General features: G+C 71.0%; 12 protein-coding genes. 6 read left to right on the forward strand and 6 right to left on the reverse strand.

The window, feature by feature from the left end:
* Nucleotides 1–39 precede the first annotated feature (39 nt).
* From CA984_RS15580 to CA984_RS15595, 4 genes are all read right to left on the reverse strand, one after another.
* Nucleotides 40–1272: a deoxyguanosinetriphosphate triphosphohydrolase gene (locus tag CA984_RS15580; protein WP_086572638.1), complete on the reverse strand. Its 1233-nt coding sequence runs from the start codon at nucleotides 1270–1272 to the stop codon at nucleotides 40–42.
* Nucleotides 1273–1393: 121 nt separating this feature from the next.
* Nucleotides 1394–4036 carry a pyruvate, phosphate dikinase gene (ppdK, locus tag CA984_RS15585; RefSeq protein WP_086572641.1) on the reverse strand — a complete coding sequence of 881 codons (2643 nt, stop codon included), beginning with the start codon at nucleotides 4034–4036 and terminating at the stop codon, nucleotides 1394–1396.
* Between the two features lie 353 nt (nucleotides 4037–4389).
* Nucleotides 4390–5775 (reverse strand): glycine--tRNA ligase, encoded by a 1386-nt coding sequence (locus tag CA984_RS15590; protein WP_207620890.1) that lies wholly within the window; start codon nucleotides 5773–5775, stop codon nucleotides 4390–4392.
* A gap of 150 nt (nucleotides 5776–5925) precedes the next feature.
* On the reverse strand, nucleotides 5926–6204 hold the full coding sequence (locus CA984_RS15595) for an antibiotic biosynthesis monooxygenase family protein (protein ID WP_086572644.1): 279 nt from the start codon (nucleotides 6202–6204) through the stop codon (nucleotides 5926–5928).
* A 163-nt stretch (nucleotides 6205–6367) separates the two neighbouring features.
* Between CA984_RS15595 and CA984_RS15600 the strand changes: the two genes are divergently transcribed.
* The 5 genes from CA984_RS15600 to CA984_RS15620 all read left to right on the forward strand — a co-directional run bounded on the left by CA984_RS15600 (nucleotide 6368) and on the right by CA984_RS15620 (nucleotide 9793).
* A complete protein-coding gene (locus tag CA984_RS15600) occupies nucleotides 6368–6760 on the forward strand; it encodes a DUF6703 family protein (protein ID WP_086572647.1) in 393 nt (130 codons plus the stop codon).
* A 74-nt stretch (nucleotides 6761–6834) separates the two neighbouring features.
* Complete coding sequence (locus tag CA984_RS15605; protein ID WP_242675975.1) at nucleotides 6835–7767, forward strand: metal ABC transporter substrate-binding protein; 933 nt, start codon at nucleotides 6835–6837, stop codon at nucleotides 7765–7767.
* A gap of 9 nt (nucleotides 7768–7776) precedes the next feature.
* Nucleotides 7777–8556, forward strand: a complete 780-nt coding sequence (locus CA984_RS15610; protein ID WP_086572651.1) for a metal ABC transporter ATP-binding protein — start codon at nucleotides 7777–7779, stop codon at nucleotides 8554–8556.
* The gene (locus tag CA984_RS15615; RefSeq protein ID WP_086572654.1) at nucleotides 8553–9386 is read left to right on the forward strand and encodes a metal ABC transporter permease; all 834 of its coding nucleotides are present in this window, start codon (nucleotides 8553–8555) and stop codon (nucleotides 9384–9386) included. Before CA984_RS15610 ends, CA984_RS15615 begins: the two co-directional genes overlap by 4 nt.
* Nucleotides 9383–9793, forward strand: a complete 411-nt coding sequence (locus CA984_RS15620) for a Fur family transcriptional regulator (protein ID WP_086572657.1) — start codon at nucleotides 9383–9385, stop codon at nucleotides 9791–9793. Before CA984_RS15615 ends, CA984_RS15620 begins: the two co-directional genes overlap by 4 nt.
* On the opposite strand, the gene CA984_RS15625 is transcribed toward CA984_RS15620, so the two are convergent.
* Complete coding sequence (locus tag CA984_RS15625) at nucleotides 9712–10728, reverse strand: DMT family transporter (RefSeq protein ID WP_086572660.1); 1017 nt, start codon at nucleotides 10726–10728, stop codon at nucleotides 9712–9714. The two genes, CA984_RS15620 and CA984_RS15625, sit on opposite strands and share 82 nt — an antisense overlap.
* Nucleotides 10729–10825: 97 nt before the next feature.
* On the opposite strand from CA984_RS15625, the gene CA984_RS15630 reads away from it, so the two are divergent.
* Nucleotides 10826–11374 carry a CGNR zinc finger domain-containing protein gene (locus CA984_RS15630; protein WP_086572662.1) on the forward strand — a complete coding sequence of 183 codons (549 nt, stop codon included), beginning with the start codon at nucleotides 10826–10828 and terminating at the stop codon, nucleotides 11372–11374.
* A 124-nt stretch (nucleotides 11375–11498) separates the two neighbouring features.
* On the opposite strand, the gene CA984_RS15635 is transcribed toward CA984_RS15630, so the two are convergent.
* The coding region (locus tag CA984_RS15635; RefSeq protein WP_108724581.1) for an isoprenyl transferase at nucleotides 11499–12233 on the reverse strand (735 nt) is incomplete at its 5' end.

Genomic DNA, 12233 nt, shown 5'->3' on the forward strand with positions numbered 1-12233 from the left:
CGGAGGCCCCGGGGAGCCGCGGATTCGGCGGCCCCGGGGTCAGCGGCCGGACAGGCGCCGCTGCCAGGTGACGGCGGAGGTGTCGGTGAGCGAGGCGATCTGGTCGACGACCACGCGGAGCCGCCCGGCGTCGCTCGCGGCCTTGACGAAGGAGGGCCGGAGGGCGGGCTCCAGCGTGCCCGGGGCGCCCAGCATGATCAGGTGGGCCAGGTCATGGATGAGCTCCCGCTGCCTGGCCTGGTTGGCGTTGTGGGCGTCCCTGGTCATCACGTAGTGGGCGGTGAGCCCCTTCAGCAGGGCGCACTCCAGGCGGGTGGCCCTGGGCACGATCAGGTCGGCGCTGTAGCGCCCCGCGGCCGGGCCGTAGGACTCCCGGGTGGCGATCTGCGCGGACCGGCAGAGATGGCCGATGAGCGAGCTGGTGAGGCCCTTGATCGCGGCGAGGGCGGCGAGTGAGCCGTCGAAGTGGCGGGGCCAGAGCGGCTGGGCGACCAGGCGGCCGAAGAGGTCCTCCAGCTCGCCCGGTTCGGCCTCCGGGGCGTACCAGGCGCGGGTGGTCGCGCAGACCTCACGGCGCTCGGCGGGGTCGCGCAGGGCCTCCGGCGCGACGGCGCCGGAGTGGAGGGCGTCTTCCAGGTCGTGCACCGAGTAGGCGACGTCGTCGGCCCAGTCCATGATCTGGGCCTCGAAGCTGACCCGCCCCCTCGGCGCGCCCTCCCTGATCCACTCGAAGACGGCCATGTCGTCGCCGTAGGCGCAGTATTTGGGGCTCGTCTCGCGGGTCCAGGGGTATTTGACCGCGGCGTCCAGGGAGGCGCGGGTGAGGTTGAGCCCGGCGCTGCGGCCGTCCTCGGTGAGGACCTTGGCCTCCAGCCGGGTCAGCAGGCGCAGGCTCTGCGCGTTCCCCTCGAACCCGCCGCACCCGGCGGCGAGCTCGTTGAGCGCGGTCTCCCCGTTGTGCCCGAACGGCGGGTGCCCCAGGTCGTGGGCCAGGCAGGCGGTCTCCATCAGGTCGGGATCCCGGCCGAGCGACTGTCCCATCTCCCGGCCGACCTGCGCGCACTCCAGCGAGTGGGTCAGCCGGGTGCGCGGGATGTGCTGCCCGCTGCCGAGGGTCTCCCCCGGCCCGACCACCTGGGTCTTGGCCGCGAGCCGCCGCAGCCCCGCGCTGTGCAGCACCCGCGCCCGGTCCCGCTCGAACGGGCCTCTCTCCGGGTTGCCGGGGGGTTCCGGCACCCATCTGGCCTGATCGTGCTCGTCATAACCGTGCATAAGTGCAGTGATTTTATCCACTAAAGGAGCGGTCCATGCCGAACGGGAGGGAAACACCTGATGACTCCGGACCTGCGGTCACGGGGTCCCCGGCCAGGGACCGTCCTGGCCGGGAGCCGTCCTATCGGGTGTCGGAGTCCGCGCAGACCAGCGCCGCGCGGCCCGCCTCCAGCCGGGCGACCGGGATGCGGAACGGCGAGCAGGACACGTAGTCCAGGCCCGCCTGGTGGCAGAAGTGGATCGAGTCGGGGTCGCCGCCGTGCTCGCCGCAGATGCCGAGCTTGAGGTCGGGACGGGTCCTGCGGCCCTCCTCGGCGGCGATCCGCACGAGCCGGCCCACACCGTCGCGGTCCAGGGACTCGAACGGCGAGACACCGAAGACGCCCAGCTCCAGATACTTCGAGAAGAACGCGGCCTCGACGTCGTCCCGGGAGAACCCCCAGGTCATCTGGGTCAGGTCGTTGGTGCCGAAGGAGAAGAACTCCGCGGCCTCGGCGATCTGCCCGGCGGTCAGCGCCGCGCGCGGCACCTCGATCATCGTGCCGACCAGGGCCTCGACGCCGACCTCGGCGAGGATCGCCCGCGCCTCGTCCCTGACGGTCTCCAGCTCCTGGACGGCGGCGACGAGCGGGATCATGATCTCCGCGCGGGCGCCGGGGACGGCCTTGGCCGCCTCGGCGATCGCCCGGACCTGCATGGCGAACAGGCCGGGGATGACCAGGCCGAGCCGTACACCGCGCAGGCCCAGCATCGGGTTCTGCTCGTGCAGGCGCTTGACCGCGGCGAGCAGCCGGCGGTCCTTGTCGTCGGCCCGCTCGCCGGCGAGGGCGACCTTCACCGACAGCTCGGTGTAGTCGGGCAGGAACTCGTGCAGCGGCGGGTCGATCAGGCGGATGGTGACGGGCAGGCCCTCCATCGCCTGGAAGATCCCGGTGAAGTCCGCCTTCTGCAGCGGCTCCAGCGCGGCCAGCGCCCGCTCCCGCTCCTGCGGGGAGGTGGCCAGGACCAGGTCCTCGACGAGCTGGCGGCGGTCGCCGAGGAACATGTGCTCGGTACGGCACAGCCCGATCCCCTGGGCGCCGAACCGTCGGGCGCGGGCGGCGTCCTCGGCGTTGTCGGCGTTGGCCCGCACGTCCAGCCGCCGGGAGGCGTCGGCGTGGCTCATGATGCGGTGCACGGCCTGGACGAGCTCGTCGTCCTGGTCGAGCGCGCCCTCGAAGTACTCCACGACCGGGGAGGCGACCACCGGCACCTCGCCGAGGTAGACGGCGCCGCTGGAGCCGTCGATGGAGATGACGTCCCCCTCGGAGACGACGACGCCGCCGGGGGCGGTGAACCTGCGCTCCTTCGCGGAGACCTCCAGCTCCTCGGCGCCGCAGACGCAGGTCTTGCCCATGCCGCGGGCGACCACGGCCGCGTGCGAGGTCTTGCCGCCGCGGCTCGTCAGGACGCCCTGGGCGGCGATCATGCCCGCCAGGTCGTCGGGGTTGGTCTCGTGGCGGACCAGGACGACGGCCTCGCCCCGGGCGGCGAGTTCGACGGCCCGCTCGGAGGAGAAGACGGCCTTGCCGACGGCCGCGCCCGGGGAGGCGTTCATCCCCGTGGTGATCTTCGTGCTGTCCGCGTCCTTGCCGAAACGCGGGAACATGAGCTGGGCGAGCTGGGCGCCGGTGACGCGGGCCACGGCCTCGTCGAGGTTGATCAGGCCCTGGTCGACGAGCTGTACGGCGATGCGGAACGCGGCGCCCGCCGTCCGCTTGCCCACGCGGGTCTGGAGCATCCAGAGCTTGCCGCGCTCGACCGTGAACTCGATGTCGCACAGGTCGCGGTAGTGGTTCTCCAGCTTCTCCATGATCTGCATGAGCTCGTCGTAGACGGGCTTGTCGATGCCCTCCAGCTCCTGCAGCGACATGGTGTTGCGGATGCCCGCCACCACGTCCTCGCCCTGGGCGTTCTGCAGGTAGTCGCCGTAGACGCCCTGGTGGCCGCTGCCGGGGTCACGGGTGAAGGCCACACCCGTGCCGGAGTCCATTCCGCAGTTGCCGAAGACCATCGAGCAGATGTTGACCGCCGTGCCGAGGTCGGCGGGGATGCGCTCCTGGCGGCGGTAGAGGATGGCGCGCGGGGCGTTCCAGGAGTCGAAGACCGCCTTGACGGCCATGCGCATCTGCTGGTGCGGGTCGGCGGGGAAGTCCTGTCCGGTCTGGGCCCGGACGACGCCCTTGTAGGTCTCGACGAGCCGCTGGAAGTCGGCCGCCTCCAACTCCAGGTCGTCGCGGCCGTTCTTGAGCTCCTCGAGGGCGTCGTCGAACAGCGCGGCCTCGATGCCCTGGACGGTCTTGCCGAACATCTGGATGAGACGCCGGTAGGAGTCCCAGGCGAAGCGCTCGTTGCCGCCGGCCTGCTTGGCCAGGCCGTGTACCGACTCGTCGTTGAGCCCGATGTTGAGGACGGTGTCCATCATGCCGGGCATGGAGAACTTCGCCCCGGAGCGCACGCTCACCAGCAGCGGGTCGTCGGCCTGGCCCAGGCGGCGCCCCATCTGCTTCTCCAGCGCGGCCAGGTGCAGGGAGACCTCCTCCTCCAGCCCGGCGGGGAGCGTGCCGTCGTCGAGGAACCGGCGGCACGCGTCGGTGGTGATGGTGAAGCCGGGGGGCACCGGCAACCCGAGATTGGTCATCTCGGCCAGGTTGGCCCCCTTACCGCCGAGCAGATCCTTGAGATCTTTGTTGCCCTCGGTGAAGTCGTAAACGTACTTGGGCACGGTTGCTCCTTCTGCGACTTCAAACGACGCGTGGTTCCGCCTCCCTTCGGACTCTACCGACGAATAAGCCGATGAAACGTCACACAACCGGATGCACTGCGTTTACCCACGTCAGCGCCCGCATGGCGGTCTAATCCAATTCAAATCGGGGTCAAAACAACCGCGATATCGGCCGCCCCAAGAATTGGTATAAACCAATTGGTATAAACCAATTGTCTCAGCATTCAGGCGCGTTCACCGGGGGTTCAGGCCATGGTGTACAAGGCGCTCCCGGACCACCGGCCACAGCGGAAAAGCGACGGCCGGCGGCCCCCGTGGGGCCGCCGGCCGTCGTCGATCGGAAGGAGCGCTCGTCAGTCGTTGAGGTGCAGGCGGAGGTAGGACTCCACCTGGTCGAGGGCCACGCGCTCCTGGGCCATCGAGTCGCGCTCGCGGATGGTCACCGCCTGGTCGTCGAGGGTGTCGAAGTCGACGGTGATGCAGAACGGCGTGCCGATCTCGTCCTGGCGGCGGTAGCGGCGGCCGATCGCGCCCGCGTCGTCGAACTCGACGTTCCACCGGCGGCGGAGCTGGGCGGCCAGGTCCTTGGCCTTCGGCGACAGGTCGGCGTTGCGCGACAGCGGGAGAACCGCGACCTTGACCGGCGCGAGACGGTGGTCCAGACGCATGACCGTCCGCTTCTCCATGACGCCCTTGGCGTTGGGCGCCTCGTCCTCGGTGTAGGCGTCGAGCAGGAAGGTGAGCGTGGCGCGGTCGACACCGGCGGCCGGCTCGATCACGTACGGGACGTAGCGCTCGCCGGTGTCCTGCTCGAAGAAGCTGAGGTCGGTGCCGGAGGCCTTGCCGTGCGCGGTCAGGTCGAAGTCGGTGCGGTTGGCGACGCCCTCGAGCTCGCCCCACTCGCTGCCGGTGAAGTTGAAGCGGTACTCGATGTCGACGGTCCGCTTGGAGTAGTGGGACAGCTTCTCCTGCGGGTGCTCGTAGATGCGGAGGTTGTCCTGGCTGATGCCCAGGTCGGTGTACCAGCGGAAGCGCTCGTCGATCCAGTACTGGTGCCACTCCTCGTCGGTGCCCGGCTTGACGAAGAACTCCATCTCCATCTGCTCGAACTCGCGGGTGCGGAAGATGAAGTTGCCCGGGGTGATCTCGTTGCGGAACGACTTGCCGATCTGGCCGATGCCGAACGGGATCTTCTTGCGCGCGGACTGCTGCACGTTGAGGTAGTTGATGAAGATGCCCTGGGCGGTCTCCGGCCGCAGGTAGGCCAGGCCGGACTCGTCCTCGACCGCGCCGAGGTAGGTCTTCAGCAGGCCGCTGAACTGCTTGGGCGTGGTGAAGGAGCCCTTGTTGCCGCAGTTGGGGCAGGTGATGTCGGCCAGGCCGTTGACCGCCGGCTTGCCGTGCTTCTCCTCGTAGGCCTCTTCGAGGTGGTCGGCGCGGTAGCGCTTGTGGCACGCCTGGCACTCGGTCAGCGGGTCGGTGAAGGTGTCCACGTGGCCACTGGCCTGCCACACCTCGCGGGCCAGGATCACCGAGGAGTCAAGGCCGACCACGTCGTCACGGCCCTGCACCATGCTCTTCCACCACTGCCGCTTCACGTTGCTCTTGAGCTCCACGCCCAGCGGCCCGTAGTCCCACGAGGCGCGCAGGCCGCCGTAGATCTCGCTGGAGGGATAGACAAGGCCACGTCGCTTGGCGAGGCTGACGATGGTGTCCATGATGTCCGTACGGCGTGCCATAAGGGAAAATCTCCATCCGGCTGGAGGTCGGCGAGGAATGATTGAGTTCCCAGCTTAGGGGAGTCGGACGGGCGGGACGCGCGCATGAACCATCGCGCCGCCTCGCCCGGCGGAGGCCGCTCGGGAGCGGTCCACTCCGGGGAGGACCGGTCAGAGGCGGTCCACGTCCTCGAAGGCGCTCGGCTCATTGATCATCAGTGTCATCAGCGGATACATCGCCATCCGCGCGGCCCCCAGCGCGCGCCGGTAGAACCCCGCCCCCTCCCACTCGCTGACCAGCGCCCACAGCTCCGGCTCGTCCACCGACCGGGTCACGCGGCCGCGCACGTAGCCGGGCTGCCCGGCCAGGGTGTCGACGATGTCATGCGCCTGGGCCAGGAACTCCTCGGTCTGGCCGGAGGGCACCGTGTAACGGATGAGAGCAAGCATCCGCACAGCATGCCAGAGCCCGCCGTTCCCCCTGCTCCCGGCGTTCCCGGGAACCGGCGCGACCGTGCCGCACCGCGGACCCGCGACCTGGCGACCTGGCGACCCGGCGACCCGGCGACGCCGGAGCATGTCGCCCGGGGCGTCCCGGCGTTAGGCTCGGGCCGTGGCCGACAAACGCAGCGAGCGCCCCGCACACCCTCTGGCCCGGCAGCGCCCTCAGCAGCGCAGACAGCGTCCGCTCCCGCCCGGTGAGCAGTTCTTCACCCCGGGGGCGACCGGTCTGCGGAAGAAGGTGGAGAGACGCAGCGCGGCCCCGCTCGTCTTCCTGTTCCAGCTTCCCCGCTGGATCGCCCCGGTGGCGCTCGTGGTCCTGCTCCTGGTCGGCTTCGCCGTACCGTCCTTCTGGGGCGGTCTCGCGGTGCTGCCGGTGATCGGGTTCGTCGGCTGGCTCGCCTACATGTCGTGGCCCTCGCTCGGCGTCCGGGGCCGCGTCCTGCGCGTCGCCCTCCTCACCTTCCTGCTGCTTCTGGCGGCCGACCGGTTCGGCGCCTTCTAGGACGGTTTTGACAACCGTTTTCATTTGCACGCATACTGGTGGACATGTTGTCCGACTTTTCCCGACGTATACGTATGCGTGGCGCGGGTCTGCTTGCCCTCACGACCGTTCTCGCCACCACCGTCGCCTGCGGTTCCGGCTCAGCCGACTCCGCCCGGCCAGGCGGCGCGCCGGGAGGCAGGACCGACGTCACCGCCGCCATGTATCCGCTGCAGTGGCTGGTCGAGCGGGTGGGCGGCCCCGACGTCGCCGTCACGGGCCTGACCAAGCCCGGCGTCGAGCCGCACGACCTGGAGCTGACGCCGATCCAGGTGGCCGGACTGGAGAAGACCAGCCTGGTCGCCTACATCAAGGGCGTGCAGCCCGCCGTGGACGAGGCGGTCGAGCAGCACGCCGCCGACCGGGGCTTCGACGCGGCGGCGGCGGTCAGGACCCTCCCGGCGGTCGCCGGCGAGGAGGAGCACGCGGGCGAGGAGGAGCACGGCCACGAGGTCGCCTACGACCCGCACCTCTGGCTCGACCCGTCCCGCTTCGCGACCGTCGCGACCCTGCTCGGCGAGAAGCTCGCCGCCGCCGACCCGGCGCACGCGCAGGGCTACAGGGACCGCGCCGCCGAGACCGCCGCCGATCTCGGCGTCCTGGACGGCGAGCTGGCGCGGGGGCTGAGCAAGTGCGCCTCCACCGCCATCGTCACCAGCCACGGCGCGTTCGGCTACCTCGCCGACCGCTACAAGCTCCGCCAGATCGGGATCAGCGGCCTCGACCCGGACGCCGAACCCTCCCCCGCCCGGCTGGCCGAAGTGGCGAAAGTGTCCAAGCAGGAGAAAGTGACTACGATTTTCACCGAGACCCTCGTCAGCCCCAAGGTCGCCGAGGTCCTCGCCCAGGAGGTCGGCGCCAAGACCGCGGTCCTGGACCCGGTCGAGAGCCAGCCGGCGGGCGGCGACTACCTGTCCGCCATGCGCCAGAACCTCACCGCACTTCAGGCGGCACTCAGCTGCTCGTAAAGGCAACACGTGACATCCAACCAGGCAGTTTTCACCATGAGCGGCGGCCAGGTCAGCCTGGACCGCCGCCCGGTGCTCCGCGGCATCGACCTGACCGTCAAACCCGGTGAGGTCGTGGCCGTGCTCGGCGCGAACGGGTCGGGCAAATCCACCCTCATCCGCGCCCTGCTCGGCCTGACGCCGCTCTCCGGCGGCTCGACCCTCCTGTACGGCGCGCCGCCCGCCCGCTTCCGCGAGTGGTGGCGGATCGGCTACGTGCCCCAGCGGCTCTCGGTAGGCGGCGGCGTGCCGACGACCATCCGCGAGGTCGTCGCCTCGGGCAGGATCGCCAGGCAGCGACGGCTCCGCCCGACCAGCCCGGCCGACCGCGAGGCGACCGAAAGGGCGCTGGAGACCGTCGGCATGGCCCACCGCGCCGCGGACCCGGTCCAGGCCCTGTCCGGCGGGCAGCAGCAGCGGGTGCTGATCGCCCGCGCCCTCGCCGGGGAGCCCGACACCTTCGTCATGGACGAGCCCACGGCGGGCGTGGACGCCCAGAGCCAGCAGCTCCTGGCCGACACCCTGTCCACGCTCGTCGATCAAGGCAAGACGGTCCTGCTGGTGGCCCACGAGCTCGGCCCCCTGGAGCCGCTCATCACCCGCGCGGTGGTGCTCAGGGACGGATTCGTCTGCCACGACGGCCCGCCGCCCCATGCCGTCGGCGCGCACGCGCTGCCCGGCCACGACCACGTGCATCCGCACGCCGAGGAGAAGCCCGCGAGCCCGCTCGACTGGAGACCCACATCGTGATCGACCTTCTGCAGTTCGACTTCATGCAGCGGGCGCTGATCGCCGCCCTCCTGGTCGGTCTGGCCGCCCCGGCGATCGGCACGTTCATCGTGCAGCGCCGCCTGGCGCTGCTGGGCGACGGCATCGGGCACGTCGCGCTGACCGGCGTGGCGCTCGGCTTCCTGACGGGCACCGCCCCCGTGCTGACCGCGGTGGCCGTCTCGGTGCTCGGCGCCGTGGCGATCGAGCTGGTCCACGCGCGCGGCAGGACCAGCGGCGACGTGGCGCTCGCGCTGCTGTTCTACGGCGGCATCGCCGGAGGCGTGCTGCTCATCTCGCTTGCCCCGGGCGGCAGCAACGCCACCCTGATGTCCTACCTGTTCGGCTCGATCAGCAGCGTCAGCACCCAGGACGTGTGGGTGATCGGCCTGCTGGCGGCCGCCGTGCTCGGCATGGTGGCCTTCTTCGGACGCGAACTCTACGTGCTCTGCCAGGACGAGGAGGTCGCCAGGGCCAGTGGCCTGCCGGTCCGCTTCCTGAGCCTGCTGATCGCCGTCACCGCCGCGCTGACCGTGGTCATCGCCATGCGCGTGGTGGGGCTGCTGCTGGTCAGCGCGTTGATGGTGGTCCCGGTGGCGACCAGCCAGCAGTTCACCCGGGGTTTCAGGAGCACGATGGCGCTCTCCATGCTTTTCGGGATGATCTCCACGGTGGGCGGGCTGACCTCCTCGTTCTACATCGAGGTCCCGCCGGGCGCCATCATCGTGATCGTGGCCCTCGCAGGGTTCGTCCTGGCCCTCGGGCTCGGTAGATTCGTACGCCGAAGCCGACCACAGGAGTCCAGCCCATGAGCAACAGACGTGATGCCGTCCATGAAATCCTCCGCCAGAGCGAGGGCTTCCGCAGCGCGCAGGACGTCTACGCCGAGATGCGCGCGGAAGGCGCCAAGATCGGACTGACCACGGTCTACCGGGCGCTCCAGGCACTCGCCGACAGCGGCCATGTCGACACGCTCAGGACCGACGACGGAGAGTCGGTCTACCGCGCGTGCGCCAGCGGCGATCACCACCACCACCTGGTCTGCCGCCGCTGCGGGCGGACCGTGGAGGTGGCCGGGCCGGCGGTGGAGCGCTGGGCCGAGGCGGTCGGCTCCGAGCACGGCTTCACCGGGATCACTCACACGGTCGAGGTCTTCGGCACCTGCGCCTCCTGCTCCTCGGCCGCCGCCAAGCCCGCGGGAGTGCCGAGCCGGGCCTGAGGGCGCGGGCGGCCGGCGCGGGCCGCCCCGCCGTCCAGGGCTCGGGACGGGGGCGTACGCGGGCTCCGCTCCGGGCGGGAGCCGTACAGGACGCCGAGGGCGATCACCGCGCACCCGGCGAGCTGGACCGCCGACGGGCGCTCCCCCAGCGCCAGCGCGGACAGCGCGAGCGTCCCCGCGGGCTGGATGAGCAGGAGCAGCGCGGTGAGGGCCGCGGGCTGGCGGGGCAGCGCGTAGGTGATCAGCCCCCAGCCGAGCACCTGGGGCCCGAGCGCGAGCAGCAGCAGCCAGCCGTGCGAGGGCCAGTGCGGGGTGAGACCGGCGGCGCCCGGCCGGGGGCCGGCCAGAGCGATCAGCACCGTGGCGGACGCGACCGCGTGGGCCAGCGGCCCGGCGCTCCGGCGGCCCTCCTCCGAGCAGCCGCGCAGGATCAGCATGAAGGCCGCGTAGGCCGGCGCGGTGGCCACGCCGAGGATCACACCGAGACGGGGGTCGGAGCCGTAGGCCGCGGCGTCGAACAGGCCGGAGATCAGCACCACGCCCGCGAACACGGCGGGGGCGGCGACCAGGAGCCGGGCGGGGGGCCGCTCGCGCAGCAGGGCCCAGGCCGCGAACGCGACCACGAACACCTGCAGGTTGCCCAGCACGGTGGCCAGGCCCGCGCCGACGTAGTCGATGCTGTGGTGCCACAGCAGCAGGTCCAGGCCGAGGATCAGGCCCGCGAGCCAGGCGAGCGCGCGCCGCCGGGCCGCCATCGGGCCGAGCCGGCGGCCCTCCCGCCAGGCGAGAATCGCCAGGAACGGCAGCGCGTAGGCACACCGGAACAGTGCCGAGATCGCGGCGGGCTCACCTGACAGGCGGACGAGCGTGGCCGACGTCGCGATGACCGCCGCTCCGGTCACGGCGGCCAGGACGGTGCGGCGGTGTGCGGTCACGACGGGCCCCCGAACACGCGCCGGAGAGATACGCTTCCGAGACGGCGAGCCGCCGTACGCGCCCCCCACGTTAGAACCGCATTCAACAGGAGGCAACATGCCATTTGGACATGACATGGTGTACTCGCTCGCCACTGTGGTCGACCTCGTCAACACCTCTCCCTCCACCGGGGGCGAAGACAAGTTGACCGATCTGGAGCAACTGACTGAATTCGTGGAGAACCGGCAGGTCAGCGGCGTCGGCGAGCTCGGCGAGGCGGACCTGGGCCAGGTGCGCGCCCTGCGCGAGGCCTTCCACAAGGTCTTCACCGCCCCCGACCAGGCCACCGCGGTCATCCGGCTGAACACGCTGCTGAGCGGCACCCGCATCACCCCGCGCCTGACCGAGCACGACGGCCACGCCCTGCACGTCCACTACTTCGCCCCCGGCGCCTCCCTCAGCGAGCACCTCTCGGCCGACCTGGGCGTCGCACTGGCCCACCTGCTCGTCGAGGGTGAGTGGGAGCGCCTGCGCACCTGCTCGGCACCCGACTGCGGCCATGTCTTCGTGGACGAGTCGCGCAACCGCTCCCGGGTCTACTGCGACAGCCGTACCTGCGGGAACCGCATGCACGTCGCGGCCTACCGGGCCCGCCGCCGCGCCTGAGGCCACCCTCCGCCGACCACCGCGGGCCGGGACGGGACGACGGTGGTGACGGGGCCCAGGCGTTCGATCCTGACGGCCATCCGGGTGCGCCTCTCAGCGGGCCGGCGTCACCCGGAACGTGACATTATTCTGCAACCGCGTTCGGCAGGGCTCCGCCGTACCGCCTGTCGCGCTTGGCGTAGGTCTCGCAGGCCTCCCACAGGTCCCGGCGGTCGAAGTCGGGCCACAGGCGGTTGAGGAAGACCATCTCGGCGTAGGCCGTCTGCCAGATCAGGAAGTTGGAGGTGCGCTGCTCACCCGAGGAGCGCAGGAACAGGTCGACGTCCGGGATCTCCGGCTCGTCCAGGTAGCGGGCGAAGGTCTCCTCCTTCACCCGGCCCGGCCTGACCCGCCCGGCGGCGATGTCCTGCGCCAGGCGCAGCGCCGCGTCCACGATCTCGGCGCGGCCGCCGTAGTTGACGCAGAACTGCAGGGTCAGTGTGGAGTTGCCCTCGGTCATCCTCTCCGCGTCCTGCAGCTCCTGGATGACGCTCTTCCACAACCGGCCCGGACGGCCGGCCCAGCGGACCCGCACGCCCATGGCGTGGAGGTCGTCCCGGCGGCGGCGGATGACGTCGCGGTTGAACCCCATCAGGAAGCGGACCTCGTCGGGGGAGCGCTTCCAGTTCTCGGTGGAGAAGGCGTAGGCCGACAGGTAGGGGACGCCGAGCTCGATCGCTCCCTCGATGACGTCGAAGAGCGACGCCTCGCCCGCCTTGTGACCCTCGGTGCGCGGCAGGCCGCGTTGTTTGGCCCACCGGCCGTTGCCGTCCATCACGATCGCCACGTGCCGGGGCACGAGAGCGCGAGGGATGGGGGG

Source organism: Streptosporangium minutum, from assembly GCF_002149035.1.
GTDB lineage: Bacteria > Actinomycetota > Actinomycetes > Streptosporangiales > Streptosporangiaceae > Streptosporangium > Streptosporangium minutum.

What these genes read in the sequence shown, in the direction of transcription:
- CA984_RS15580 (WP_086572638.1), bottom strand. Translation starts at nt 1,272, where the DNA reads ATGCACGGTTATGACGAGCACGATCAGGCCAGATGGGTGCCGGAACCC.
- CA984_RS15605 (WP_242675975.1), top strand. Translation starts at nt 6,835, where the DNA reads ATGCGTGGCGCGGGTCTGCTTGCCCTCACGACCGTTCTCGCCACCACC.
- CA984_RS15620 (WP_086572657.1), top strand. Translation starts at nt 9,383, where the DNA reads ATGAGCAACAGACGTGATGCCGTCCATGAAATCCTCCGCCAGAGCGAG.
- CA984_RS15630 (WP_086572662.1), top strand. Translation starts at nt 10,826, where the DNA reads ATGCCATTTGGACATGACATGGTGTACTCGCTCGCCACTGTGGTCGAC.
- CA984_RS15590 (WP_207620890.1), bottom strand. Translation starts at nt 5,775, where the DNA reads ATGGCACGCCGTACGGACATCATGGACACCATCGTCAGCCTCGCCAAG.
- CA984_RS15595 (WP_086572644.1), bottom strand. Translation starts at nt 6,204, where the DNA reads ATGCTTGCTCTCATCCGTTACACGGTGCCCTCCGGCCAGACCGAGGAG.